Raw genomic sequence first — 25,633 nt, forward strand, 5'->3', positions numbered from 1 at the left:
CTTGTCACCTGTATAACCAGTAGGCGGTGGCGTCGATGTTGGCACCACTCGCAATATAACGTTTAAGCGCAGCGGTGTTGCCCATCTGGGTTGCCACCCGCAGCGTCGAGACCTGTTGCTGCTGCGCCCAGTGTAGCGCCGCCTGCATGAGTTTCTCGCCCATACCCCGGCCAGCTAATAAGCCGATACGCGCCTCGCGCTCGTTGAGCTTGCGAAGCGAAACAAAACCCTGAATCTGGCCGTCCGCCGCGCGGAACACCAGACAAACATGATCGAACGTCCCTTTTACCGCATTCTCAATCCACTGGGCATAGAAACGTCCGCTGTCCTCAGGTGCATACCAGGGGGCACGAAAGCGGCTGCGGGCAAACGCCTGCGCCGCCATTTCGCGCAGCACCGGGATATCCTGCTTAGCGGCAACCTCCGCACCTGGCGCCTCATGCCGGGTTAGCGTAATGGCAAGATCGACTTCGCCTTCCACCAGCTGAAAACCGTGTTGCTGAAGCGTATCAAGCAGGTCGGCGCGGTCCGCCGGGATCTTCGCCTGTACCCGCTGCCAGACGCGAAAGTCGGCGTCGGTCAGTGCCGGTGCAGTTTCTCGCAGACGCAGAATGGCTGAAGGCAGGCCAAAAAAATGGCTCTCCCACTCAAGGGACTCAAGCGTCCCGTTCAGGTTGCTCAACGCCAGACACCTTTGGTATCAACAACGTAACGCTGCTGTACGGCATCAGCGGGGGTCGCTTTAAACTCTTTATGATCCACCAGCAGCACCAGTACGTCCGCCGTGGCCAGCGCGTCATCCAGCGCGGTAAGCGTGCAGTGCCCCGCCAGTTTTGCCGGCAGTTCATGAATATTCGGCTCGACTACCAGCGTTTCGCCCGTGTGCCATTGGGCAATCATCTCAGCAATTTCCATCGCCGGGCTTTCGCGCAGATCGTCGATGTTAGGTTTGAATGCCAGGCCAAAGCAGGCAATTTTCAGTTCACTGGCCCGTTTGCCACTCTCAGCCAGACAATCTGCCACCGTGGTTTTAACCTGGTTGAGAACCCAGTGTGGCTTGCTGTCGTTAACTTCACGCGCGGTGCGGATCAGGCGTGCCTGATCGGGGTTTTGCGCCACGATAAACCATGGATCGACGGCGATACAGTGACCGCCCACGCCCGGGCCTGGCTGCAGAATGTTAACGCGCGGATGACGATTCGCCAGGCTGATTAATTCCCAGACGTTAATCCCCTGATCGGCACAAATGAGCGACAGTTCGTTGGCAAAAGCGATGTTCACATCGCGAAAGCTGTTTTCCGTCAGTTTGCACATTTCTGCGGTACGGGAGTTCGTCACCACGCATTCGCCTTCGAGGAAAATCTTGTACAGCGCGCTGGCACGAGCGGAACAAACAGGCGTCATCCCGCCAATCACGCGGTCGTTTTTAATCAGTTCGACCATCACCTGCCCCGGCAGCACGCGCTCCGGACAGTAGGCGATATTGATATCGGCCTGCTCTCCCGCCTGCTGCGGGAAGCTTAAATCCGGCCGGGCTTCTGCCAGCCACTGTGCCATCTGCTCGGTTGCGCCAACCGGAGAAGTGGACTCCAGGATCACCAGCGCCCCTTTCTTGAGCACAGGTGCAATAGATTTCGCAGCGGCCTCGACGTAGACCATGTCGGGTTCATGGTCGCCTTTGAATGGCGTCGGCACAGCAATGAGATAAGCATCGGCTTCAACCGGCGTGGTACTGGCGCGCAGGAATCCCCCATCAACGGCCTCTTTGACCACGCGGTCGAGATCGGGCTCCACAATATGGATTTCGCCACGGTTAATGGTTTCCACCGCGCGCGCATTGATATCCACGCCTACAACCTGTTTTTGACGAGAGGCAAATGCTGCCGCAGTAGGCAAGCCAATATAGCCAAGACCAATGACAGAGATGGTAGTAAAACTCATAGCGATACCCGATTGTGTTTAAGTGCATGCAAAATACGGCCACAAGCCAGCCCATCACCGTACGGGTTATGGGCCCGGCTCATCGCCTGATACGCTTCTTCGTCGTGCAGCAGGTGTGTCACTTCATCGACGATACGCTGCTTATCCGTGCCGACCAGACGCACCGTGCCCGCTTTTACCGCCTCCGGGCGCTCGGTGGTTTCACGCATTACCAGCACCGGCTTCCCGAGTGAAGGTGCTTCTTCCTGAATACCGCCTGAATCGGTGAGGATCAGCCAGGCATGATTCATAAGCCAGACAAACGGCATGTAGTCCTGCGGCTCAATCAGAAGGACATTTTCAACATGTCCCAGAATGCGGTTGACCGGCTCGCTGACGTTAGGGTTGAGATGCACCGGATAGACAATCTGCACATCTTCGTTTTGCGCGGCGATTTCAGCCAGCGCATGACAGATTTGCTCGAAACCCCGGCCAAAGCTTTCACGACGGTGGCCGGTGACAAGAATGGTTTTTTTGCCGTTGTTCAGGAACGGGTAGCGCGCAGCGAGTTCTGCCTGAAGTTCGTTGTTAGCCAGCACACGGTCACGCACCCAAATCAGGGCATCAATAACCGTATTGCCGGTCACAAATATTTTTTTGTCGGCAATATTTTCACGCAGCAGGTTCTGGCGCGAATTTTCGGTAGGTGCAAAGTGGTACATCGCCAGATGTCCGGTAAGCGTGCGGTTGGCTTCTTCCGGCCACGGCGAATAAAGGTTGCCGGTGCGCAGGCCCGCTTCAACGTGGCCGACAGGAATACGTTGATAAAACGCTGCCAGACTGGTTGCCACGGTAGTGGTGGTGTCGCCATGCACCAGCACGACATCAGGCTTAAAGGATTCCAGAATGGGCTTTAACTCTTGCAAGATACGGCAGGTAATCTCCGTTAATCCCTGCCCCGGCTTCATTATATTGAGGTCGTAGTCCGGGACGATGGAAAAGAGCGTTAAAACCTGATCGAGCATCTCCCGGTGTTGCGCCGTGACGCACACTTTCGCTTCAATATCAGGATCGCTGGCCAGCGCATGCACCAGAGGCGCCATCTTGATGGCCTCCGGCCTGGTGCCAAATACGGTAAGTACTTTCACATCGATTCTCTTCGATTAGGCGATGAAGGCCGTAGCCTTCATCGTAGACGGCGTTCTTAATTTGTGCGACGACGTATTAACGCCACGCCAGCGCCCGTCAGTGCGCCTACAATCCCCCACATGATCATCAGGAATGCACGACGCGGACTATCGCGTTTTACAGGTTCTTCAGGCGTTCGCAAATAACGATAGGTCTGAAAACGCGGGTCCAGCGTTGGACCAACATTCAGGGTGGTGAGCATGGCGCGGTTTTGATCGTAGTCGAGGTCAAAATCAGGGCCAACGGCCTGCAGGTTTTCCAGACGAGCCTGCAGCATTGGACGACCAAGCAGGAACATTTCAGAATCAGGCAGTTCATCCGCCGGAACGTCCGTTTCGCTGCGAGAAATATTGTGCTGTTCCGCAATTTTGAGTGCCTGTTCAATGTTATGAACACGGCGGGAGAATATGGCTTTAGCCACCTCTTCCTGACGTTTTACCTGCGCTTTCATCTGGATGGTACGGGCCGCCCAGGCGCCTTTGAGTTCTTCATTAAGATGACTTGCGGCGCGCTGGCTGGCAAAAGCGACATACTGGCGCAACAGGTTATTGGCATCCGGCGCCGTCTCTGCAATCAGTTTGACGCTGTCATTAACATTACGCAGCGCATCGCCCGGCATAAACTGAATGTTGTTAATCAGGTCATCCAGTAGCGCGGCATCGGCTTTGCTGTTGCCCACCATGCGTTGCTTGTAATAATCCGTCTGGCTCCAGAAATCACGACGCGTGTCCCAGGAGGCCAGTTGCATGACAAACTCTTTATACGCCTCATCCATAACGGAAGCCTGATCGGGCGTCGCCAGATTCGCCTTGATATCCAGGTTGCGCAGGAACTGCTGCTGGGAATAAAACCCGCCGAGCATGTTAACCGTTGGTCTGTCTGTAATTGCCGTGGCGCTCCACTCCTGCTTTGCAAAGAAAGTGTAGGCCAGCGCTAACAGTGCGAACCCCAGCGCGATCCCCGCAATCCAAAGTTTGCCTGCCCATAACACGCGAAACAAACCCCGAATATCCAGTTCATTCTCAGTTACCACTGATTTCGCTCCCGCCAACGGTTGAGTCATCATAGTCCCGGTTTTACTTAGTTAATGTTGTGTTTTTGTCATTGTTACGACGCATCCTGCGTTTCAGACGTTTAATGAATCGCGCCACTTTCCATGCGCGCTTAATGCAGTAGCCGTACAGGAAAAATGCTAGCAAGAATAATACCAACATTACCCATTCAGGAATGAAATGAGCATATTCTGCGGCAACGCCAATCGCGGCCAGAATAGCGGCGGCAAGGGTAATCAGGACAAACGCCTGACGGGAAGTAAAGCCCGCACGCATGATGAGATGATGAATATGCTGGCGATCAGGAGAGAAAGGACTCATCCCTTTACGCAGACGGCGATACATAATCGCCACCATATCCATTAATGGAATGGCGATAATCCACAGCGCGGTTACCGGGCTAATCGGGTGAGTTTTACCCTGCGTAGTTTCGAGCAAAATCCAGATAACGGTAAAACCGATTAGCGTACTGCCGGCGTCACCCATAAAGACTTTATAGCGACGCCCCAGCGCACCGAGATTAAGGAGAATATAAGGCAGGATGGCGGCAATCATGGCAAAACACCACATTGACAGGCTGTACTGACCATCAAACCAGAGAATGATGCCGATTGCGGCAAACGAAACCGATGACAATCCGCCAAGCAGACCGTCAATACCATCCACCATGTTGAAAGCGTTAATCGCCGCCCAGACGGCAAAAAGCGTCAGGAAGAAGCCAAATGGACCCAGGACTAACTCCCATGGGCCAAAGACATAGCCGAGGCTTCTCAGGTAAAGTCCGCCGACGACCATCATTATCACGCCAATCGCCGCCTGAACGGTGGCGCGGATTTTCACCGCGATATCGAATCGGTCATCCAGTGCCCCGACAAGGACCAGGACACCCGCACAGGCAAGATAGAGTGCTGCGTGTGGAATATAATAATCCGCAATGCCAAATGTGAAACAAATGCCAGCGTAAACAGAAATCCCTCCAACCAGAGGAATAAGTCCCTGATGACGTTTACGGAAATTGGGCTTATCCACCAACCCTATTCTTTTTGCCACCTTACGCGCGATGAACAAAAAACAGGTTGTGAATAAAAAAATACTGATCAGCTCAGTAACGGCGGTGAGTAGATTCACAATGGATTGCTCTCAACAAATGTTAGTCCCGGAAGTATAACCATGAAGCCTCCGCCTCAGAAGTATTAAAGGTGGCTTCTTACAACTCCCTTTGTATATTTTTCAATCAATTATTTCTTTGACTGTACAAACGGTCCTATTGTCGCACCGACCGGTCAAAATTGGGAGTGTGTGGTAATAGCGTATAGTCCATAAAAGAAAAACGCCACGTAAAAACGTGGCGTTCACTGGCTTTATTTGCGTTACGAGCGCTTCATCATGTCGAAGAAATCGTCGTTGGTTTTGGTCATCGCCAGTTTGTTAATGAGGAATTCCATTGCGTCGATTTCACCCATTGGGTGGATAATTTTGCGCAGGATCCACATTTTCTGCAGCTCTTCCTGAGTGGTGAGCAGCTCTTCCTTACGGGTACCGGAACGGTTGTAGTCGATAGCAGGGAATACACGTTTTTCTGCAATCTTACGAGAGAGGTGCAGTTCCATGTTACCTGTCCCTTTAAACTCTTCGTAGATCACTTCGTCCATTTTGGAGCCGGTATCGATAAGAGCCGTCGCGATGATGGTCAGGCTACCGCCCTCTTCCACATTACGTGCAGCACCGAAGAAGCGCTTCGGACGATGCAGGGCGTTGGCATCCACACCACCGGTCAGTACTTTACCGGAAGCCGGAACCACGGTGTTGTAGGCACGCGCCAGACGGGTGATAGAGTCGAGCAGAATGATAACGTCTTTCTTGTGCTCAACCAGGCGTTTCGCCTTCTCAATAACCATTTCCGCAACCTGAACGTGACGGGATGCTGGTTCGTCAAAGGTCGACGCCACAACTTCACCTTTCACCAGACGCTGCATCTCGGTCACTTCTTCCGGACGTTCGTCAATCAGCAGTACCATCAGCACACAGTCAGGGTGGTTGTAGGCAATGCTCTGCGCGATGTTCTGCAGCAGCATGGTTTTACCCGCTTTTGGCGGTGCCACAATCAGACCACGTTGACCACGACCAATTGGCGAAGCCAGATCCAGCACGCGCGCGGTTAAGTCTTCGGTAGAACCGTTACCACGCTCCATACGCAGACGAGAGTTCGCGTGCAGCGGCGTTAAGTTCTCGAAGAGGATCTTATTACGCGAGTTTTCCGGTTTGTCGTAGTTAACTTCGTTAACTTTCAACAGCGCAAAGTAGCGTTCACCCTCTTTTGGAGGACGAATCTTACCTGAAATGGTGTCACCAGTGCGGAGGTTGAAACGGCGGATTTGGCTGGGGGATACGTAGATGTCGTCAGGGCCGGCGAGGTAGGAGCTGTCTGCAGAGCGGAGGAAACCAAATCCGTCTTGCAATATCTCCAGCACACCGTCGCCAAAGATATCTTCGCCACTCTTAGCGTGCTGCTTCAGGATGGCGAAAATGATGTCCTGCTTGCGCATACGAGCCTGGTTTTCCAGTCCCATATTTTCGCCGAGAGTGATCAGCTCAGAAACCGGCGTATTCTTTAATTCGGTAAGATTCATAATGGTGTGGGTTCTTAAACTCGGGGTGATTCTCGAACTTAATGTTGTGAATGGTATGGCAGGGTCATCCATGCCTGTTTAGCGGCCATCAACTCATGTCTGTTCGCTGTCTGGTCACAGGGAAAGAACGCAGATCTGAAACGACAAGACGGATTGAGTGACAAGCCCGGAATTTAGCCACTTCACGCACTGTTTATGTTAACAACGGGAAGTTTCGGGTAAAACAAGATTCAAACAACAAGATATGTTTAAAACGAAGTCATAGCTAACTTAGCACGACTTAAGCCGGGCGTCCAGAGTTGCACATCATTTTGGCCTCTGGACGCGCAGCGGAGAAACCTTACGCCAGGTTAGCGTCGAGGAACTCTTTCAGTTGACCTTTAGACAGTGCGCCCACTTTGGTCGCCGCCACTTCGCCGTTTTTAAACAGCAGCAGGGTCGGGATGCCACGGATGCCGTATTTTGGCGCGGTACCCGGGTTCTGGTCGATGTTCAGCTTGGCAACGGTCAGTTTGCCCTGATATTCGTCAGCGATCTCATCCAGAATCGGGGCGATCATTTTGCAAGGACCACACCATTCAGCCCAGAAATCGACGAGGGTCAGCCCGTCAGCCTTAAGTACGTCCGTGTCAAAACTGTCGTCAGTCAGGTGAATAATTTTATCGCTCATATATAACTCCACAGGAATAAGCCTGGTGCGTTGGTTTCGCCTTCATCAACGACGTGTTGATGTCGCATTAACCAACTAAAGGTTGACTTTATTTCACCGGATACGCTTTCGTAAAGCAATAGTAAGCTGATATTCTACCACACTATGAGCAAAACACATTTAACAGAACAGAAGTTTTCCGACTTCGCCCTGCACCCAAAAGTGATTGAAGCCCTTGAAAATAAAGGGTTTCATAACTGCACGCCCATTCAGGCTCTCGCCCTGCCGCTGACGCTGGCCGGTCGTGACGTAGCAGGGCAGGCGCAAACCGGTACTGGCAAAACGATGGCGTTTTTAACGTCAACGTTTCATTATTTACTTTCTCATCCAGCGATTGCAGACCGCAAAGTTAACCAGCCGCGCGCGCTTATCATGGCTCCGACGCGAGAACTGGCGGTACAGATCCACGCAGACGCTGAACCTCTGACGCAGGCGACCGGCCTGAAGATTGGCCTGGCTTACGGCGGCGATGGCTACGATAAGCAGCTGAAAGTGCTGGAAAGCGGCGTGGATATCCTGATCGGTACCACTGGCCGTCTTATCGATTATGCAAAACAGAATCACATTAACCTCGGCGCAATCCAGGTTGTGGTGCTGGATGAAGCCGACCGTATGTACGATCTGGGCTTCATCAAAGACATCCGCTGGCTGTTCCGTCGCATGCCTCCGGCGAACCAGCGTCTGAACATGCTGTTCTCCGCTACCCTTTCTTATCGCGTACGCGAGCTGGCGTTCGAGCAGATGAACAACGCCGAATACGTGGAAGTGGAGCCGGAGCAGAAAACAGGTCACCGCATTAAAGAAGAGCTCTTCTATCCTTCCAATGAAGAGAAAATGCGCCTGCTGCAAACGCTGATCGAAGAAGAGTGGCCAGATCGCGCCATTATCTTCGCGAACACCAAACACCGCTGTGAAGATATCTGGGGCCATCTGGCTGCGGATGGTCACCGTGTGGGTCTTCTGACCGGCGATGTGGCACAGAAAAAACGCCTGCGTATTCTCGACGAATTTACCCGTGGCGATCTCGATATTCTGGTCGCAACCGACGTGGCCGCGCGTGGTCTGCACATTCCCGCCGTCACGCACGTCTTCAACTATGACCTGCCGGATGACTGCGAAGACTACGTACACCGCATTGGTCGTACCGGTCGTGCAGGTGCAAGCGGTCACTCCATTAGCCTTGCGTGTGAAGAATATGCGCTGAATCTCCCGGCGATTGAGGCCTACATTGGTCACTCTATTCCACAGAGTAAATACAATCCGGATGCGCTGTTAAGCGAACTGCCGCCGCCTAAGCGCCTTACCCGCGCCCGCTCCGGCAATGGCCCGCGTCGTTCTGGCGCACCGCGTAATCGTCGTCGTTCAGGTTAAGAAAATATGCTCAGCTCCACCTCGCTTTATGCGGCAATTGATCTCGGTTCGAATAGTTTTCATATGCTGGTTGTGCGCGAGGTGGCGGGAAGCATACAAACGCTGACGCGCATTAAGCGCAAGGTCCGCCTCGCGGCGGGCCTGAGCAGCGATAATTATCTCTCTCCCGAAGCCATGGAACGTGGCTGGCAGTGTCTGCGTCTCTTTGCCGAACGCCTGCAGGATATTCCCTATTCGCAAATTACCGTTGTCGCCACCGCGACGCTGCGCCTGGCAGTCAATGCCGTGGATTTTATTGCCAAAGCGCAGGAAATTCTCGGGTGCCCGGTTCAGGTTATCAGCGGTGAAGAAGAAGCACGTCTGATCTATCAGGGTGTTGCGCACACGACGGGCGGCGACGATCGCCGTCTGGTCGTCGATATCGGGGGTGCCAGCACCGAGCTCGTCACCGGCACGGGCGCGCAGGCGACTTCGCTGTTCAGCCTGTCGATGGGCTGTGTGACCTGGCTTGAGCGCTACTTTGCCGATCGAAATCTCGGTAAAGAGAACTTCGACGAAGCGGAAAATGCCGCCCGCGAGGTGTTACGTCCGGTAATGGACGAACTGCGCTATCACGGCTGGAAAGTCTGCGTGGGTGCGTCAGGTACCGTGCAGGCGTTGCAGGAAATCATGATGGCCCAGGGGATGGACGAGCGGATCACGCTTACCAAGCTCCAGCAGTTAAAACTGCGCGCGATTCAATGTGGTCGCCTGGAAGAGCTGGAAATAGAAGGCCTGACGCTGGAACGCGCGCTGGTCTTCCCGAGCGGCCTGGCCATTTTGATCGCCATTTTTACCGAGCTGAACATCCAGTGTATGACGCTGGCCGGTGGTGCGCTGCGTGAAGGTCTGGTCTACGGAATGCTGCATCTTTCGGTTGATCAGGACATCCGCACCCGAACCCTGCGTAACGTACAGCGTCGCTTTATTGTCGATACCGATCAAGCGCAACGGGTAGGTCAGCTGGCATCATTGTTTGCCGATCAGGTAAAAAACAGCTGGGATATTGACCCGTTGAGCCGCGATCTGCTGCTAAGTGCCTGCGCGCTGCATGAAATTGGGCTGAGCGTCGAGTATAAGCAGGCGCCGCTGCACGCAGCCTGGCTGGTGCGTAATCTCGATCTGCCGGGCTACACGCCGGCACAAAAGAAACTGCTGGCAACGTTACTGTTGAACCAGACCAACGCCGTTGACCTCTCCTCGTTACATCAGCAAAACGCCGTGCCGCCGCGCGTGGCCGAGCATCTGTGCCGCCTGCTGCGTCTGGCAATTCTGTTTGCCAGCCGACGTCGCGATGATTTGCTGCCCAATATTCATCTGGTGGCGGATGACGAAAGGCTGTCTCTGACGCTGCCGGAAAACTGGATTGATAATCACCCGCTTGGGGCAGAGATGATTGAGCAAGAGTGCCAGTGGCAGAGCTATGTCCACTGGGCGCTTGAAGTGAAGTAACACGCTGTGCATTGCCGGGCGGCGGCTTCGCCTGACCCGGCCTGCAAGTTTTTATCCCTTCTCTTTGGCTTTTGCCAGCATGGCGCGAATGTTCGCGACGTTAGCCTGACCTTTGTGCATCCGTTCTTCAGCGGTAATCACCTTGCGCTCCTGCTCCCAGATCAGGTCATCCTGCGGCAACTCCAGCAGGAAACGGCTCGGCTCAGGGCGAACCAGTTCCCCATACTGACGGCGCTCTTTACACAGCGTAAATGTTAATTCTTTCTGCGCGCGGGTAATGCCCACGTAGGCCAGACGACGCTCTTCATCGACGTTATCTTCATCAATGCTGCTCTGGTGCGGCAGTAAGCCCTCTTCCATGCCGACCAGGTAGACATACGGAAACTCCAGCCCTTTAGACGCATGCAGCGTCATCAGTTGAACCTGATCGGCTTCCTCTTCGCTCTCACCGCGCTCCATCATGTCGCGTAGCGTAAAGCGGGTAACGACCTGGGTCAGGGTCATCGGCTCGTCGATTTCTGAGCCTTCCAGCATTTCCGTCATCCAGCTGAACAGCTGGTTAACGTTTTTCATCCGCATCTCTGCCGCCTTCGGGCTGGCAGAGGTTTCATACAGCCAGGACTCATAGTCGATGCCGTGGATCAGATCGCGAACGGCAGCAACCGGTTCGCGCTCCGCCAGACGCTGGACTTCGCCAAGCCAGTGGGTAAAGCGGGTTAAGGAATCATAACCGCGCCCGGTTAACGTCTGGCTCAGCCCCATATCGAAGCTGGCGGTGAACAGGCTTTTGTTGCGCGTCATCGCCCATTCACCGAGCTTTTGCAGCGTCGCCGGGCCGATTTCACGTTTCGGCGTGTTCACGATACGCAGAAAGGCGCTGTCGTCATCCGGGTTGGTGAGTACACGAAGATAGGCCAGCAGATCTTTGATTTCAGGGCGCGAGAAGAAGGAGGTTCCGCCGGAAATTTTGTAGGGGATGCGGTTCTGCATCAGCATCTTTTCAAAGACGCGCGACTGGTGGTTGCCGCGATAGAGGATCGCGTAATCTTTATATTCCGTTTTATTGACGAAGTGGTGCGCAATCAGCTCGCCCGTCACGCGCTCCGCTTCATGCTCTTCATTATTGGCACTGAGCACTTTGAGCTCCGTGCCATAGCCAAGTTCCGAGAAAAGGCGCTTTTCGAAGACGTGCGGGTTATTGGCAATCAGGATATTTGCCGCTTTCAGGATGCGCCCGGATGAGCGGTAGTTCTGTTCCAGCTTGATCACCTGCAGCGCCGGAAAATCTTTGCTCAGCAGCACCAGGTTTTGTGGGCGCGCACCGCGCCAGGAGTAGATTGACTGGTCGTCATCGCCTACCACGGTGAAACGCGCGCGCTGTCCCACCAACAGCTTCACCAGCTCATACTGGCTGGTGTTGGTGTCCTGGTATTCATCCACCAGCAGATAGCGGATTTTGTTCTGCCAGCGTTCACGCACCTCTTCATTACGCTGCAACAGCAGCGTGGGCAGCAGGATCAGATCGTCAAAATCCAGCACGTTACACGCTTTCATATGTGCATCGTACAGACCGTAGCAGTGAGCGAAGATCCGATCCCGCTCACCTTTGGCGCTTGCCGCCGCCTGAGCGGGGGTCATCAGATCGTTTTTCCAGTTGGAGATCGTCGAGATCAGCTGCTGCAACAGCACTTTGTCATCTTCGATCAGCCCCTCGGTAAGCTCTTTAAGCAATGCCACCTGATCGGTGTCGTCGAAGAGCGAGAAGTTAGACTTCATCCCCAGCGCCGCGTATTCACGTTTGATGATATCCAGCCCCAGCGTGTGGAACGTGGAGATCATCAGGCCTCGCGCCTCTTTACGCCCCAGCGTCTGGCCGACACGCTCTTTCATTTCGCGCGCCGCTTTGTTGGTAAAGGTCACCGCAGCGATATGCCGGGCCTGATAACCGCAGCCGCGGATCAGGTGGGCAATTTTGTTCGTGATCACACGCGTTTTGCCGGAGCCAGCCCCCGCCAGCACCAGACACGGTCCGGTGACAAATTCGACAGCTTGTTGTTGTCCGGGGTTTAAACGCATAAATGATCACTCAATGAAAGTCAGGAGGGGAGAATAACAGCGTGGTAGTATAGCGAGCCTAATCCATACCACTCAAGGCACGATCATGGCAAAAACAGCAGCAGCACTGCATATCCTTGTTAAAGAAGAGAAACTGGCTCTGGATCTTCTGGAACAGCTCAAAAACGGCGCCGACTTCGGCAAGCTGGCGAAGAAGCACTCCATTTGCCCGTCAGGCAAACGCGGCGGTGACTTAGGTGAATTCCGTCAGGGTCAGATGGTTCCGGCGTTCGACAAAGTGGTCTTCTCCTGCCCGGTACTGGAGCCGACTGGCCCACTGCATACGCAGTTCGGCTATCACGTGATCAAGGTCCTCTATCGCAAATAAAAAGCCGGGTGGCGGCTGCGCCTTACCCGGCCTACGTCTTAGCGTTTTGTAGGTCGGGTAAGCGAAGCGCCACCCGACAAGGTTGTTAACCCGCTACCGCGATACGTTTCATATCGGTCATGTAGCCACGCAGTTTGTGACCTACTTTCTCGATCTGGTGGCTGCGAATCGCTTCGTTCACATCACGCAGTTGCGCGTTGTCTACCGCACCTTCCGCAATGGCTTTGCCCAGATCGCCCGGCTGCAGGGTGGTCATGAACTCTTTCAGCAGCGGTACGCATGCATAAGAGAACAGGTAGTTGCCGTACTCAGCGGTATCGGAGATAACCACGTTCATTTCGTACAGACGCTTACGGGCGATGGTGTTCGCGATCAGCGGCAGCTCGTGCAGTGATTCGTAGTACGCAGACTCTTCGATGATGCCGGAATCCACCATGGTTTCGAACGCCAGCTCAACACCCGCTTTTACCATCGCGATCATCAGTACGCCTTTGTCGAAGTACTCTTGCTCGCCGATTTTACCTTCATACTGTGGCGCAGTTTCGAACGCGGTCTTACCGGTCTCTTCACGCCAGGTCAGCAGTTTCTTATCATCATTCGCCCAGTCAGCCATCATGCCGGAAGAGAACTCGCCGGAGATGATGTCGTCCATATGTTTCTGGAACAGCGGCGCCATAATGGTTTTCAGCTGTTCGGACAGCGCGAAAGCACGCAGTTTCGCCGGGTTGGACAGACGATCCATCATCAGCGTGATACCGCCCTGCTTCAGCGCTTCGGTGATGGTTTCCCAGCCGAACTGAATCAGTTTTTCTGCGTATGCCGGGTCGGTACCCTCTTCCACCAGCTTATCGAAGCACAGCAGTGAACCGGCCTGCAGCATGCCGCACAGAATGGTCTGCTCGCCCATCAGGTCAGATTTCACTTCAGCCACGAAGGAAGATTCCAGAACGCCCGCACGGTGGCCACCGGTAGCCGCTGCCCATGCTTTAGCGATCGCCATCCCTTCGCCTTTCGGATCGTTTTCCGGGTGAACCGCGATCAGCGTCGGCACGCCGAAACCACGCTTGTACTCTTCACGGACTTCTGTACCCGGACACTTCGGAGCCACCATCACTACGGTGATGTCTTTACGGATCTGCTCGCCCACTTCAACGATGTTGAAGCCGTGAGAGTAACCCAGCGCCGCGCCGTCTTTCATCAGCGGCTGAACGGAGCGCACAACATCAGAGTGCTGTTTGTCTGGCGTCAGGTTAACAACCAGATCCGCCTGCGGGATCAACTCTTCGTAGGTACCCACTTTGAAGCCGTTTTCGGTCGCTTTACGCCAGGAAGCGCGTTTTTCAGCAATTGCTTCTTTGCGCAGGGCGTAAGAGATATCCAGCCCGGAGTCACGCATGTTCAGGCCCTGGTTCAGACCCTGCGCGCCACAGCCGACGATGACCACTTTTTTACCCTGAAGGTAGCTCGCGCCATCAGCAAATTCATCGCGCGCCATGAAGCGGCATTTGCCCAGCTGCGCCAGCTGCTGGCGCAAGTTCAGTGTATTAAAGTAGTTAGCCATGGGTGATACCTCGTGATGTTGTGTGTCTTATTGTTCGGTTCGCGTTTCAGCGAGAATGTACCCACATTACAACAGGAAATTTATTGCGGAAATTGATATATTCACAACGTCACGTTGCAATATCTGCAATGTAAAAAGGGGGGATGGAATCCGTGGATTTACGCGATCTGAAAATGTTCCTGCATCTGGCGGAAAGCCGCCATTTTGGCCGTAGCGCCCGGGCCATGCACGTCAGCCCGTCCACGCTTTCGCGCCAGATCCAGCGCCTTGAAGAGGACCTCGGCCAGCCGCTGTTTGTGCGGGATAATCGCACCGTTACCCTCACGGAAGCGGGCGAAGAGCTGCGGGTCTTTGCTCAGCAGACGTTGCTGCAGTATCAGCAGCTACGACACGCCATCGATCAGAAAGGGCCGTCTTTATCCGGCGAGCTGCATATTTTCTGTTCCGTAACGGCCGCCTATAGCCATCTTCCCCCTATCCTTGACCGTTTCCGCGCGGAGCATCCCTCGGTTGAAATTAAGCTCACCACCGGCGATGCCGCCGATGCCATGGAAAAAGTCGTCACAGGCGAAGCCGATCTGGCCATTGCCGGGAAGCCCGAAACCCTGCCGGGCGCGGTGGCGTTCTCCATGCTGGAGAATCTGGCGGTGGTGCTGATCGCCCCGGCGCTACCCTGCCCGGTGCGTAATCAGGTGTCGGTGGAAAAGCCGGACTGGTCATCGGTGCCGTTTATCATGGCCGATCAGGGTCCGGTGCGACGCCGTATCGAACTCTGGTTCCGTCGTCAGAAAATCAGTAATCCGTCGATTTACGCGACGGTGGGTGGACACGAGGCGATGGTCTCGATGGTGGCGCTTGGCTGCGGCGTGGCGCTGCTGCCGGAAGTGGTGCTGGAAAACAGCCCGGAACCGGTGCGCAATCGCGTGATGATTCTGGAGCGCAGCGACGAAAAGACGCCGTTCGAGCTTGGCGTGTGTGCACAAAAAAAGCGGCTGCATGAGCCGCTTATTGATGCGTTCTGGAAGATATTGCCGAACCATTAAAGTCGGGTGGCGCTACGCTTACCCGACCTATACGCAGACCTCCCCTTAGCCCGCGAGGAAGAAGCGGAACGCCGGGTTGTGCGTTTCATCATGGCACTCATAGCCCAGCTCATTCAGACGCGTTTCGAAATCCGGCTCGTGCTCGGCCAGTTCAAACGCGGCCAGCACGCGGCCATAGTCGGTGCCGTGGCTGCGGTAGTGGAACAGGGAGATGTTCCAGTGCGTGCCCAGCGTATGCAGGAACTTCAGCAACGCGCCCGGGGATTCCGGGAACTCAAAGCTGTAAAGACGTTCTTTAAGCGGCTTCGACGGACGACCGCCGACCATATAACGCACGTGCAGCTTCGCCATCTCATCGTCAGAGAGATCGACCACGCTGTAGCCGCCTTCGTGCAGCAGGTTGAGGATCTCTTTGCGCTCTTCCAGACCGCGGCTTAAACGCACGCCGACAAAAATACAGGCGTCTTTCGCATCGGCAAAACGGTAGTTGAACTCCGTTACCGAACGGCCGCCAAGCAACTGACAGAACTTCAGGAAGCTGCCCTTCTCTTCCGGAATGGTCACCGCCAGCAGGGCCTCACGCTGCTCACCCAGCTCGCAGCGTTCAGAAACGTAACGCAGACCATGGAAGTTGACGTTAGCGCCCGAGAGCACGTGCGCCAGGCGCTCGCCGCGAATGTTGTGCTGGGCGATGTATTTTTTCATTCCAGCCAATGCCAGCGCGCCGGACGGTTCCGCCACCGCACGCACATCCTCGAAGAGATCTTTCATCGCCGCGCAGATCGCATCGCTGTCGACGGTGACGATGTCGTCAAGATACTCCTGGCACAGACGGAAGGTTTCGTCGCCAATACGTTTCACGGCCACGCCTTCGGCAAACAGCCCAACGCGCGGAAGATCGACCGGATGACCCGCATCCAGCGCGGCCTTCAGGCAGGCTGAATCTTCCGCTTCCACGGCAATCACTTTGATCTGCGGCATCAGCTGTTTGATCAGCACCGCCACGCCTGCGGCTAAGCCACCGCCGCCCACCGGAACAAAAACGCGGTCAAGATGGGCATCCTGCTGCAGCAGTTCCAGCGCCAGGGTACCTTGTCCTGCAATCACCATCGGATGGTCGAACGGCGGTACCCAGGTAAAGCCCTGCTGCTGCGCCAACTCGATCGCTTTGGCTTTTGCTTCGTCAAAGTTAGCGCCGTGGAGCAGCACTTCGCCGCCGAAGCCACGCACCGCATCCACTTTGATGTCTGCCGTGGCAACCGGCATCACGATCAGCGCTTTCAACCCCAAACGGGCAGACGAGAACGCCACACCCTGCGCGTGGTTGCCCGCCGACGCGGTAATCACGCCGCGTGCTTTTTGCTCGTCGGTCAACCCGGCCATCATCGCGTAGGCCCCGCGCAGCTTGAAGCTGTGCACCGGCTGACGATCTTCGCGCTTCACCAGAATCACGTTGTCGAGGCGCGAAGAGAGTTTTTCCATTTTCTGCAGCGGGGTGACCTGCACCGCTTCATAGACCGGCGCGCGTAGCACTGCCCGGAGATATTCCGCCCCCTCAGGGGCGGCGGATAAGGGTTGTGACTCGGCCATCATTAGCCCCCAAGTTTCGATTTATCGCGTACCGCGCCTTTGTCTGCACTGGTCGCAAGGCTCGCGTAAGCGCGCAGGGCGAAGGAGACTTCACGCTGGCGGTCCTTCGGCGTCCAGGCTTTATCGCCGCGCGCTTCCTGTGCTTCACGACGAGCCGCGATTTCCTGATCGCTCAGATTGAGCTGGATCCCGCGATTCGGAATGTCGATTTCAATCAGGTCACCGTCTTCGATGATCGCAATGTTGCCGCCGCTCGCCGCTTCCGGTGATACGTGGCCGATGGAGAGGCCGGACGTACCGCCCGAGAAACGTCCGTCGGTGATCAACGCACAGGCTTTACCGAGGCCCATCGATTTCAGGAAGGTGGTTGGGTAGAGCATCTCCTGCATGCCTGGACCGCCTTTCGGCCCTTCATAACGGATGACCACCACGTCGCCTTCCACAACTTTGCCGCCCAGGATGGCATCTACCGCCTCGTCCTGGCTTTCGTACACTTTGGCCGGGCCGGTGAATTTCAGGATGCTGTCATCCACGCCCGCGGTTTTTACGATGCAGCCGTTTTCCGCAAAGTTGCCGTACAGCACGGCCAGACCGCCGTCTTTGCTGTAGGCGTGCTCCAGCGAACGGATGCAGCCTTCGGCGCGGTCATCATCCAGGGTGTCCCAGCGACAATCCTGGGAGAAGGCCTGCGTGGTACGAATACCGGCCGGACCCGCGCGGAACATGTTTTTCACCGCCTCATCCTGAGTAAGCATCACGTCATATTTATCCAGCGTCTGCGGCAACGTCAGACCGAGAACATTCTTCACATCGCGGTTCAGCAGCCCGGCGCGATCCAGCTCGCCAAGAATACCGATGACGCCACCCGCACGGTGTACGTCTTCCATGTGGTATTTCTGGGTGCTTGGCGCGACTTTACACAGTTGCGGCACTTTGCGGGACAGCTTATCGATATCGCTCATGGTGAAGTCGATTTCCGCTTCCTGCGCCGCAGCCAGCAGGTGCAAAACGGTGTTAGTAGAACCGCCCATGGCGATATCCAGCGTCATGGCATTTTCGAACGCCGCCTTGCTGGCGATGTTACGCGGCAGCGCGCTGGCATCGTCCTGCTCGTAGTAACGTTTGGTCAGTTCAACAATGCGCTTACCGGCGTTGAGGAACAGCGCTTTACGGTCAGCGTGCGTCGCCAGCAGCGAACCGTTGCCCGGCTGAGAGAGGCCCAGTGCTTCGGTCAGACAGTTCATGGAGTTGGCGGTGAACATCCCGGAACAGGAGCCGCAGGTTGGGCACGCGGAGCGTTCCACCTGGTTGCTCTGCTCGTCAGACACTTTTGGATCCGCGCCCTGGATCATCGCATCGACCAGGTCGAGCTTGATGATTTTGTCAGAAAGCTTGGTCTTGCCCGCTTCCATAGGACCACCGGAGACGAAAATTACCGGAATGTTCAGACGCAGGGAAGCCATCAGCATCCCCGGGGTGATTTTGTCGCAGTTGGAGATACAGACCATGGCATCCGCACAGTGAGCGTTAACCATGTATTCCACCGAGTCGGCAATCAGCTCGCGCGACGGCAGTGAATAGAGCATGCCCCCGTGCCCCATCGCGATACCGTCATCCACCGCAATGGTGTTGAATTCTTTCGCCACACCGCCCGCAGCTTCAATTTGCTCAGCAACCAGTTTGCCGAGATCGCGCAGGTGCACATGGCCCGGCACAAACTGGGTGAAGGAGTTCACCACGGCGATGATAGGTTTACCGAAATCAGCGTCGGTCATCCCGGTGGCGCGCCACAGTGCGCGGGCACCCGCCATGTTACGGCCGTGGGTGGTGGTGGCGGAACGATACTTAGGCATGCTTTATTTACTCCCGTCTGACTATTAAATGGGACGGTGCGTGCCGTCCCATATTTATGCTTATTGATTAACCTGATCCAACCAGCCGTATTTATCTTCTGTTTCGCCGGTGAAGAGGCCGAAGAAGGCTTGCTGAATACGTTTGGTAACCGGGCCACAGCGGCCTGCGCCCACCTGAATACCGTCTACACTGCGAACCGGCGTGATCTCAGCCGCCGTACCGGACATAAAGACTTCATCGGCCAGATACAGGGATTCGCGAGACAGAACCTGTTCACGCACTTCGATACCCAGATCTTTCGCCAGCTTAATGATGGCGTCACGGGTAATACCCGGCAGGGCTGAAGAGGTAAACGGCGGGGTGAACAGGATACCGTCTTTCACTTCAAACAGGTTCTCACCTGCACCTTCAGAGATATAACCGTTCACATCCAGCGCGATGCCTTCCTGGTAGCCGTGGCGGCGCGCTTCGCTGCCGACCAACAGTGAGGAGAGGTAGTTACCGCCCGCCTTGGCCGCAGTTGGGATGGTATTAGGCGCCACGCGGTTCCAGGACGAGACCATTGCGTCGATCCCTTGCTCCAGCGCTTCTGCACCCAGGTACGCCCCCCACGGGAACGCAGCAATGATCACGTCAGTGGTGTAACCGGCTGGCGGGTTTACGCCCATGCCCACGTCACCCACGAAGACCAGCGGACGAATATAGGCGCTGGTCAGGTTGTTCTTACGAATCACCTCGCGGCAGGCTTCCATCAGCTCATCAACGCTCTGAGAAACCGGGAAACGATAAATTTTGGCTGAGTCATGCAGACGCTGCATATGTTCACGATGACGGAACACCACTGGCCCTTTGTGAGAGTCGTAGCAACGGATGCCTTCAAACACAGACGTACCGTAGTGCAGCGCATGGGACATCACGTGGACCTTCGCGTCCTCCCAACGAACCATCTCACCATTGAACCAAATGTAATCAGCTTTTTTTGTCGTCATTTTCTCTTCCTGTCACGCTCAGGCGCGGATTTGTTGTGATGTGGTTGTACTCTGGCAGATGGCAACATGGGCAACATCCACCAGCTTTGATAACTGACTAAACAGTAAGTCGACCGGGCGCGGGCTGGCAACGGTTAATTCGATACTGATGTTTTGGGCGTCAGTGGCCGTCTCCATATTCATAGAGCAAATCTGAAAGCCACGATGACGGACCACGCGCAAAACGCGCTCTAATGTCTCTGGATTGAAGCGAGCCTGAACGGCGACCTGATGTTGCATCATGATAATTTCTCCAGCATTTGTGAGTTACTGGCACCTGGCGGTACCAACGGCCAGACGTTCTCAAGCTCGTCGATTGAGACATGAAGCAGGTAAGGCCCTTCGCTTGACAGCATGGTGTCGAGTGCCGCTTCAACCTGGTCTTTACGGGTGATGTGCTGTCCAGGAATGCCAAAGGCGCTGGCCAGAGTGAGGAAATCGGGGTTATCAGTCAGGGTGGTTTCGCTGTAGCGCTCCTCGAAGAACAGCTGCTGCCACTGGCGAACCATCCCTAAACGCTGGTTATCGAGCAACACGATCTTCAGCAGCAATTGTTTACGCTTAACGGTGCCCAACTCCTGAACGTTCATCATGAAGGAGCCGTCACCGGAGATACAGATGACCGTATCGTTTGGACGCGCAACCTGAGCACCCACCGCGGCAGGCAGGCCGAAGCCCATCGTGCCTAATCCGCTGGAGGTGATGAAGTTTTCCGGGCGGGTGTAGGTCATGTGCTGCGCAGACCACATCTGGTGCTGGCCGACATCGGTCGTCACTACGCTGTCTGCCGGTTTACGGTCAGACAACTGCTTCAACAGCAGCGGCGCATAGATGGCCTCACCCGGATGGTCGTAACGCCAGGCGTGCTCGGCACGCATTTCAGCCGTGTGCTGGCGCCACTCGCCGATATTCAAAGGCTGCTGTAACGCCGGCAGCAGCGTGTTGAGATCGCCCTGCAGCGCAACATGCGCCTGACGCAGTTTGTTCATTTCCGCCGGGTCGATATCCATATGGATAACTTTGGCGTTTGGCGCGAAGGTATTCAGCTTGCCGGTCACGCGATCGTCAAAACGGGCACCGACGGCAATCAGCAAATCACACTCCTGCACCGCCAGGTTTGCCGCTTTGGTGCCGTGCATCCCCAGCATGCCCAGGTAGTATGGGTAGTCAGCATCCACTGCGCCCAACCCTTTCAGCGTGCAGGTGGCAGGCATTTGCGTTACCGCGATGAATTCGCGCAGGGCCGGAACGGCCTGTGCCATGCCGACGCCGCCGCCGACGTACAGCATCGGCTGGGCTGCCTGCGCCAGCATCCGACGCGCCTCTTCGACTTCCGCATGTGGGAACGCGTCGTCACTTTCAACGGTGGAGAAGTGCGGTTCCAGCTCGCCGAGTGCGACCTGAATATCTTTCGGGATATCCACCAGAACCGGGCCAGGACGGCCAGAGCTGGCAATACGGAACGCTTCCGCCATCACGCCTGGCAGTTCTTCGAGGGACTGCACGAGGAAGCTGTGTTTGGTGCAGGCCAGCGACAAGCCGAGCACATCGACTTCCTGGAAGGCATCGGTACCGATGAAGGGTGAGGCCACCTGGCCGGTGATCGCCACCACGGGAACGGAATCGAGCAGCGCGTCAGCCAGACCGGTGATCAGGTTTGTGGCGCCCGGTCCAGACGTTGCCATGCAGACACCCGTTTTACCGGTGGCACGTGCATAGCCAATGGCCGCCATGGCTGCGCCCTGCTCGTGTCGGCACAAGAGGTGTTCCACGCCGCCGTCATACAGTGCATCGTAAATCGGCATAATTGCGCCTCCCGGATAACCAAAGACGGTTTCGACTCCCTGTGCGCGCAACGCATGTACTACCCACTGTGCCCCATTCATAGTTAGTTCCCCGTCATAAATCGGGAGAAACAGAATTTTGTGCTATTTGTCATTCTCTGCTCCTCGTTTAAGTTTTTTAGTCATAAAAAAACCCCCGGACCTTTCGGTGCGGGGGTCTTAGTTCGTTAAGGCTTGATTTCTAAGCCTTTCCTCGTCCAAGTGCAGCCCCGCACGGTGGGATAATAATCACCACCACGCTAATCACGACCAGGCTAATCACTAGTAGAAGGGCTGTCATTTTCAGTTCTTTGTGCATCTTGTTCGAAGGAATGCCTAAAGAGTTATCACAGTTATCAAACCAAACACAAGATTTATTTATGACGGATTTGATTAGCAGGCAAATCATATTCCTGAAAAGCTTTGTTTTATATAAGGAAATTAGATAGTGAATATTTTTCATTTTTTTGGCGTGTTTTAGCACTCTGCAACGTTCCGTCCTTCTCTTTGCGAGAGGGCTTCCGAATGAGTGAAAATAGTTACACTATGTCGCTAAAAAGCAGGAATGAGCGTCGTAAATCAGCCAACTGACGCTCAACAGGCAAAATCAATACTGACATAGTGACTCACTGAGGAGGTGCTTATGTCACTGTCAGTTGTTTACACGCGTGCGGCGATCGGAGTAAAGGCACCGCTTATTTCTGTGGAGGTTCATCTGAGTAATGGGCTCCCTGGGCTAACGCTTGTCGGCTTGCCAGAAACCACGGTCAAAGAAGCCAGAGATCGGGTTCGCAGCGCAATTATCAATAGCGGTTATACCTTCCCCGCAAAGAAGATTACGATCAATCTTGCCCCCGCAGATCTGCCCAAGGAGGGCGGACGATACGATTTACCTATCGCTATTGCGCTTCTCGCAGCCTCTGAGCAGCTCAACACTGCGAGGCTAGGCTCGTACGAGTTCATTGGCGAACTGGCGCTTACAGGCGCGTTAAGAGGCGTTCCTGGCGCCATCTCTGGTGCGCTGGAAGCCATTCATGCCGGTCGACAAATTATTGTAGCCAATGAAAATGCCTCAGAAGTGAGCCTGATTGCCGAGAAAGGATGCCTGGTCGCGGGGCATTTACAGGAAGTCTGCGCGCACCTTGAAGGCCGACATACCCTCTCCGAGCCAGAGGAAACCGGAGATATCCTGCCTGAAAGCCCGGACGACCTCAGCGATATTATCGGGCAGGAACAGGGGAAGCGGGCACTGGAGATCACCGCAGCCGGAGGACATAACCTGTTGCTGATTGGCCCGCCGGGAACAGGGAAAACCATGCTGGCGAGCAGGCTGAATGGGTTATTGCCGCCACTCAATAATCATGAGGCACTTGAAAGCGCAGCGATATTTAGCCTGGTGAGCTCTGCATCATTGCAAAAACAGTGGCGACGACGCCCTTTTCGCTCTCCCCATCACAGTGCCTCCTTGATGGCCATGGTCGGAGGGGGCTCCATTCCGGGGCCGGGAGAGATCTCGCTGGCACACAATGGCATCCTGTTCCTTGATGAACTGCCTGAGTTTGAACGCCGCGTACTGGATGCCCTGCGGGAACCTATCGAATCTGGCGAGATCCATATCTCCCGCACGCGCGCCAAAATAAGCTACCCGGCACAGTTCCAGCTGGTTGCCGCCATGAACCCCAGCCCATCAGGCCATTATCAGGGAAATCATAATCGCTGCACGCCTGAGCAGACGCTGCGCTATCTGGGGAAGCTGTCAGGCCCTTTCCTCGATCGTTTTGATTTATCCCTGGAGATCCCATTACCGCCCCCTGGTTTGCTCAGCCAGACAACGATACGCGGTGAGAGCACAGCGAAGGTTCGCGAACGGGTTATCGCCTCACAGGCCCGACAGTACGCTCGTCAACATAAGCTGAATGCGCGTCTGGATAATGCTGAGATTCGGCAGTTTTGCCATCTTAAGGCTGAGGATGCCTGCTGGCTTGAAGAGACATTGACGCGATTTGGGCTCTCGATACGTGCATGGCAGCGCCTGCTGAAAGTGGCTCGCACTATTGCCGATGTGGAAGGAGACCCAGAGATTGAAAGACACCATCTGCAGGAAGCGCTGAGCTATCGCGCCATAGATCGGTTGTTGCTGCACCTGCAAAAATTACTGGCATAAAAAAAGGAGCCGAAGCTCCTTTTCTCATCAACTTAGTCGTCAGACTCGGTGTAGTCTTCAGCACCTTCCATCTGCGGCTTACCGCCAGACAGCGTATGGAAACGCTTTGGACGCTTGATGCGTGCCATGTACTTGATCCATACACGTTCTGCTTCAGACTGCGGCTCACGCTCACCGCGACAAACAGCAACAAACTGTTTTTCGTCTTCAGTCGCAGGCTCACGTTTACCCAGATCCAGCTCGTTAAAGGCATAACCATGACGCTCAAGCAATTGCGCCTCTTTGATGGTGAAATCGCCGTGACGAGAGAACCCGCGTGGATAATTTTTATTGTCGAAAAAACGATTAGTCGTCGTAAAGCTTTCCGCCATCCTACACGCTCCTAATTCTTTGGCCGAGCTATTTATGGCGCGGAGTATTAGTTACGCTTGACAGAGTGTAAAACAAAACATTTAAATCATAACGACAAATAATTTTGTGGAGAAAGATGTGGATACGGAATTGCTAAAAACTTTCCTTGAAGTGAGCAGGACACGCCACTTCGGGCGAGCAGCTGAAGCCCTCTATCTGACGCAGTCAGCGGTCAGTTTTCGTATTCGACAGCTGGAAAATCAATTGGGTGTGAATCTATTTACCCGTCACCGCAACAATATCCGCTTAACGCCGGCCGGTGAGAAACTGCTCCCGTATGCAGAAACGTTGATGAATACCTGGCAGGCGGCCCGTAAAGAGGTGGCTCATACGTCCAGGCACAATGAGTTCTCGATCGGGGCCAGCGCCTCCCTGTGGGAATGTATGCTCAGTCAGTGGCTTTCGCGGTTATACCATTCGCATGGGCATTTGCAATTTGAGGCCAGAATTGCGCAACGGCAGTCGCTGGTTAAGCAACTTCACGAGCGCCAGCTTGATCTGCTGATCACCACTGAAGCCCCCAAGATGGACGAATTTAGCAGCCAGATTGTTGGGCAGTTTGGTCTGGCTCTGTATGCTTCTGAGCCTGCGATGATGAAGTCCGATCTAACCTATCTGCGGCTTGAATGGGGCCCCGATTTTCAACAGCATGAAACCGGTTTGATCGCCCCTGACGATGTTCCACAGTTAACAACCAGCTCAGCGGAGATCGCCTGCCAACAGCTTTCCTTGCTAAAGGGCTGCACGTGGTTACCCGTTTGCTGGGCAGACAGTAAACCGGGACTCCATACCGTACTGGATTCCACTACGCTTTCCAGGCCGCTGTATGCAATCTGGCTGCAGAACAGCGATAAGCAATCGCAGATAAAAGATCTATTAAAAATCAATATTATGGAATGATTTACCAGCCAGCATAATAGCTGGCTGCAGTTTTTGATTAGGAAGGGATTTTGGCCGTGTTGAAGGCAAAAAAAATCCTTTGCCGAAGCAAAGGATTCTATATGGCAGGGGCGGAGAGACTCGAACTCGCGACACCCGGTTTTGGAGACCGGTGCTCTACCAACTGAGCTACGCCCCTAAAGTTTTTTGCCATTAAGCCTGCCGATAAGGCAGGCTTAATGTCTTAATAAGTGGCGGAACGGACGGGACTCGAACCCGCGACCCCCTGCGTGACAGGCAGGTATTCTAACCGACTGAACTACCGCTCCACCGAAGACTGCTGTAACCACCGGATTTATGCACCGGCTTACTACTTAATTTGATGCCTGGCAGTTCCCTACTCTCACATGGGGAGACCCCACACTACCATCGGCGCTACGGCGTTTCACTTCTGAGTTCGGCATGGGGTCAGGTGG

23 protein-coding genes, 2 tRNA genes and 1 rRNA gene are annotated in these 25,633 nt (G+C 54.9%); 6 read left to right on the plus strand and 20 right to left on the minus strand.

The window, feature by feature from the left end; all coding sequences use genetic code 11:
• Positions 1–4: 4 nt before the first annotated feature.
• The 7 genes from rffC to trxA form a co-directional block, all read right to left on the minus strand.
• Positions 5–682, minus strand: coding sequence for a dTDP-4-amino-4,6-dideoxy-D-galactose acyltransferase (gene rffC / locus ACMWKA_RS20235; RefSeq protein ID WP_414760546.1), 678 nt, complete (start codon positions 680–682; stop codon positions 5–7).
• Positions 679–1,941, minus strand: a complete 1,263-nt coding sequence (gene wecC, locus ACMWKA_RS20240; RefSeq protein WP_095455721.1) for a UDP-N-acetyl-D-mannosamine dehydrogenase — start codon at positions 1,939–1,941, stop codon at positions 679–681. Before wecC ends, rffC begins: the two co-directional genes overlap by 4 nt.
• A complete protein-coding gene (gene wecB, locus ACMWKA_RS20245; RefSeq protein WP_028028026.1) occupies positions 1,938–3,068 on the minus strand; it encodes a non-hydrolyzing UDP-N-acetylglucosamine 2-epimerase in 1,131 nt (376 codons plus the stop codon). Before wecB ends, wecC begins: the two co-directional genes overlap by 4 nt.
• Positions 3,069–3,124: 56 nt before the next feature.
• Positions 3,125–4,171, minus strand: a complete 1,047-nt coding sequence (gene wzzE, locus ACMWKA_RS20250) for an ECA polysaccharide chain length modulation protein (RefSeq protein WP_028028025.1) — start codon at positions 4,169–4,171, stop codon at positions 3,125–3,127.
• A gap of 13 nt (positions 4,172–4,184) precedes the next feature.
• Entirely contained in the window at positions 4,185–5,288 is a 1,104-nt protein-coding gene (gene wecA, locus ACMWKA_RS20255; protein WP_014833726.1) for a UDP-N-acetylglucosamine--undecaprenyl-phosphate N-acetylglucosaminephosphotransferase, read from the minus strand.
• A gap of 242 nt (positions 5,289–5,530) precedes the next feature.
• Positions 5,531–6,790: a transcription termination factor Rho gene (gene rho / locus ACMWKA_RS20260; protein WP_001054528.1), complete on the minus strand. Its 1,260-nt coding sequence runs from the start codon at positions 6,788–6,790 to the stop codon at positions 5,531–5,533.
• A 340-nt stretch (positions 6,791–7,130) separates the two neighbouring features.
• Positions 7,131–7,460 carry a thioredoxin TrxA gene (gene trxA / locus ACMWKA_RS20265; protein WP_004386384.1) on the minus strand — a complete coding sequence of 110 codons (330 nt, stop codon included), beginning with the start codon at positions 7,458–7,460 and terminating at the stop codon, positions 7,131–7,133.
• Positions 7,461–7,604: 144 nt separating this feature from the next.
• Between trxA and rhlB the strand changes: the two genes are divergently transcribed.
• On the plus strand, positions 7,605–8,870 hold the full coding sequence (gene rhlB, locus ACMWKA_RS20270; protein WP_013099279.1) for an ATP-dependent RNA helicase RhlB: 1,266 nt from the start codon (positions 7,605–7,607) through the stop codon (positions 8,868–8,870).
• 6 nt (positions 8,871–8,876) lie between these two features.
• Complete coding sequence (gene gppA, locus ACMWKA_RS20275; protein ID WP_048971960.1) at positions 8,877–10,361, plus strand: guanosine-5'-triphosphate,3'-diphosphate diphosphatase; 1,485 nt, start codon at positions 8,877–8,879, stop codon at positions 10,359–10,361.
• Positions 10,362–10,412: 51 nt separating this feature from the next.
• Here the strand turns inward: gppA and rep are convergent, their stop codons facing one another.
• Positions 10,413–12,437 (minus strand): DNA helicase Rep, encoded by a 2,025-nt coding sequence (gene rep / locus ACMWKA_RS20280; RefSeq protein ID WP_013099281.1) that lies wholly within the window; start codon positions 12,435–12,437, stop codon positions 10,413–10,415.
• A gap of 85 nt (positions 12,438–12,522) precedes the next feature.
• Here rep and ppiC point away from each other — a divergent pair, with 85 nt between their 5' ends.
• Positions 12,523–12,804: a peptidylprolyl isomerase PpiC gene (gene ppiC / locus ACMWKA_RS20285; protein ID WP_013099282.1), complete on the plus strand. Its 282-nt coding sequence runs from the start codon at positions 12,523–12,525 to the stop codon at positions 12,802–12,804.
• A gap of 85 nt (positions 12,805–12,889) precedes the next feature.
• On the opposite strand, the gene ilvC is transcribed toward ppiC, so the two are convergent.
• The gene (gene ilvC, locus ACMWKA_RS20290; protein ID WP_013099283.1) at positions 12,890–14,365 is read right to left on the minus strand and encodes a ketol-acid reductoisomerase; all 1,476 of its coding nucleotides are present in this window, start codon (positions 14,363–14,365) and stop codon (positions 12,890–12,892) included.
• 152 nt (positions 14,366–14,517) lie between these two features.
• Between ilvC and ilvY the strand changes: the two genes are divergently transcribed.
• A complete protein-coding gene (gene ilvY / locus ACMWKA_RS20295; RefSeq protein WP_013099284.1) occupies positions 14,518–15,408 on the plus strand; it encodes an HTH-type transcriptional activator IlvY in 891 nt (296 codons plus the stop codon).
• A gap of 45 nt (positions 15,409–15,453) precedes the next feature.
• Here ilvY and ilvA read toward each other — a convergent pair whose 3' ends face one another.
• From ilvA to ilvL, 7 genes are all read right to left on the minus strand, one after another.
• A complete protein-coding gene (gene ilvA, locus ACMWKA_RS20300) occupies positions 15,454–16,998 on the minus strand; it encodes a threonine ammonia-lyase, biosynthetic (protein WP_014833732.1) in 1,545 nt (514 codons plus the stop codon).
• A gap of 2 nt (positions 16,999–17,000) precedes the next feature.
• A complete protein-coding gene (ilvD, locus tag ACMWKA_RS20305) occupies positions 17,001–18,851 on the minus strand; it encodes a dihydroxy-acid dehydratase (protein WP_414760547.1) in 1,851 nt (616 codons plus the stop codon).
• Positions 18,852–18,911: 60 nt separating this feature from the next.
• Positions 18,912–19,841, minus strand: coding sequence for a branched-chain-amino-acid transaminase (gene ilvE / locus ACMWKA_RS20310; protein ID WP_013099287.1), 930 nt, complete (start codon positions 19,839–19,841; stop codon positions 18,912–18,914).
• A gap of 18 nt (positions 19,842–19,859) precedes the next feature.
• Complete coding sequence (ilvM, locus tag ACMWKA_RS20315; protein WP_003860184.1) at positions 19,860–20,123, minus strand: acetolactate synthase 2 small subunit; 264 nt, start codon at positions 20,121–20,123, stop codon at positions 19,860–19,862.
• Complete coding sequence (gene ilvG / locus ACMWKA_RS20320; RefSeq protein ID WP_414760548.1) at positions 20,120–21,766, minus strand: acetolactate synthase 2 catalytic subunit; 1,647 nt, start codon at positions 21,764–21,766, stop codon at positions 20,120–20,122. Before ilvG ends, ilvM begins: the two co-directional genes overlap by 4 nt.
• 2 nt (positions 21,767–21,768) lie before the next feature.
• A complete protein-coding gene (gene ilvX, locus ACMWKA_RS20325) occupies positions 21,769–21,819 on the minus strand; it encodes a peptide IlvX (protein ID WP_102046757.1) in 51 nt (16 codons plus the stop codon).
• 86 nt (positions 21,820–21,905) lie between these two features.
• Positions 21,906–22,004, minus strand: a complete 99-nt coding sequence (ilvL, locus tag ACMWKA_RS20330) for an ilv operon leader peptide (protein ID WP_023620831.1) — start codon at positions 22,002–22,004, stop codon at positions 21,906–21,908.
• 342 nt (positions 22,005–22,346) lie between these two features.
• Between ilvL and ACMWKA_RS20335 the strand changes: the two genes are divergently transcribed.
• The gene (locus tag ACMWKA_RS20335; protein ID WP_414760549.1) at positions 22,347–23,867 is read left to right on the plus strand and encodes a YifB family Mg chelatase-like AAA ATPase; all 1,521 of its coding nucleotides are present in this window, start codon (positions 22,347–22,349) and stop codon (positions 23,865–23,867) included.
• Positions 23,868–23,899: 32 nt separating this feature from the next.
• Here the strand turns inward: ACMWKA_RS20335 and ACMWKA_RS20340 are convergent, their stop codons facing one another.
• Positions 23,900–24,238, minus strand: a complete 339-nt coding sequence (locus ACMWKA_RS20340; RefSeq protein WP_013099290.1) for a DUF413 domain-containing protein — start codon at positions 24,236–24,238, stop codon at positions 23,900–23,902.
• Between the two features lie 118 nt (positions 24,239–24,356).
• On the opposite strand from ACMWKA_RS20340, the gene hdfR reads away from it, so the two are divergent.
• A complete protein-coding gene (hdfR, locus tag ACMWKA_RS20345) occupies positions 24,357–25,178 on the plus strand; it encodes an HTH-type transcriptional regulator HdfR (RefSeq protein ID WP_020685959.1) in 822 nt (273 codons plus the stop codon).
• Positions 25,179–25,280: 102 nt separating this feature from the next.
• On the opposite strand, the gene ACMWKA_RS20350 is transcribed toward hdfR, so the two are convergent.
• The 3 genes from ACMWKA_RS20350 to rrf form a co-directional block, all read right to left on the minus strand.
• A tRNA-Trp gene (locus ACMWKA_RS20350) sits at positions 25,281–25,356 on the minus strand.
• A gap of 53 nt (positions 25,357–25,409) precedes the next feature.
• Positions 25,410–25,486: transfer RNA gene (locus ACMWKA_RS20355), tRNA-Asp, on the minus strand.
• A gap of 55 nt (positions 25,487–25,541) precedes the next feature.
• Positions 25,542–25,633, minus strand: a 5S ribosomal RNA gene (gene rrf / locus ACMWKA_RS20360); the annotation flags it as partial.

Source organism: Enterobacter sp. 03-F-07-AD-ECC (assembly GCF_047530935.1).
Lineage (GTDB): Bacteria > Pseudomonadota > Gammaproteobacteria > Enterobacterales > Enterobacteriaceae > Enterobacter > Enterobacter cloacae.

Bases quoted from the DNA above. Each gene is read 5' to 3' on its own strand.
- rhlB (WP_013099279.1), top strand. From the start codon at position 7,605: ATGAGCAAAACACATTTAACAGAACAGAAGTTTTCCGACTTCGCCCTG.
- ACMWKA_RS20340 (WP_013099290.1), bottom strand. From the start codon at position 24,238: ATGGCGGAAAGCTTTACGACGACTAATCGTTTTTTCGACAATAAAAAT.
- wecC (WP_095455721.1), bottom strand. From the start codon at position 1,941: ATGAGTTTTACTACCATCTCTGTCATTGGTCTTGGCTATATTGGCTTG.
- ACMWKA_RS20335 (WP_414760549.1), top strand. From the start codon at position 22,347: ATGTCACTGTCAGTTGTTTACACGCGTGCGGCGATCGGAGTAAAGGCA.
- ilvD (WP_414760547.1), bottom strand. From the start codon at position 18,851: ATGCCTAAGTATCGTTCCGCCACCACCACCCACGGCCGTAACATGGCG.
- gppA (WP_048971960.1), top strand. From the start codon at position 8,877: ATGCTCAGCTCCACCTCGCTTTATGCGGCAATTGATCTCGGTTCGAAT.
- trxA (WP_004386384.1), bottom strand. From the start codon at position 7,460: ATGAGCGATAAAATTATTCACCTGACTGACGACAGTTTTGACACGGAC.
- rho (WP_001054528.1), bottom strand. From the start codon at position 6,790: ATGAATCTTACCGAATTAAAGAATACGCCGGTTTCTGAGCTGATCACT.
- ppiC (WP_013099282.1), top strand. From the start codon at position 12,523: ATGGCAAAAACAGCAGCAGCACTGCATATCCTTGTTAAAGAAGAGAAA.
- rep (WP_013099281.1), bottom strand. From the start codon at position 12,437: ATGCGTTTAAACCCCGGACAACAACAAGCTGTCGAATTTGTCACCGGA.
- ilvM (WP_003860184.1), bottom strand. From the start codon at position 20,123: ATGATGCAACATCAGGTCGCCGTTCAGGCTCGCTTCAATCCAGAGACA.
- ilvL (WP_023620831.1), bottom strand. From the start codon at position 22,004: ATGACAGCCCTTCTACTAGTGATTAGCCTGGTCGTGATTAGCGTGGTG.
- ilvG (WP_414760548.1), bottom strand. From the start codon at position 21,766: ATGAATGGGGCACAGTGGGTAGTACATGCGTTGCGCGCACAGGGAGTC.
- ilvA (WP_014833732.1), bottom strand. From the start codon at position 16,998: ATGGCCGAGTCACAACCCTTATCCGCCGCCCCTGAGGGGGCGGAATAT.
- ilvE (WP_013099287.1), bottom strand. From the start codon at position 19,841: ATGACGACAAAAAAAGCTGATTACATTTGGTTCAATGGTGAGATGGTT.
- wzzE (WP_028028025.1), bottom strand. From the start codon at position 4,171: ATGACTCAACCGTTGGCGGGAGCGAAATCAGTGGTAACTGAGAATGAA.
- ilvC (WP_013099283.1), bottom strand. From the start codon at position 14,365: ATGGCTAACTACTTTAATACACTGAACTTGCGCCAGCAGCTGGCGCAG.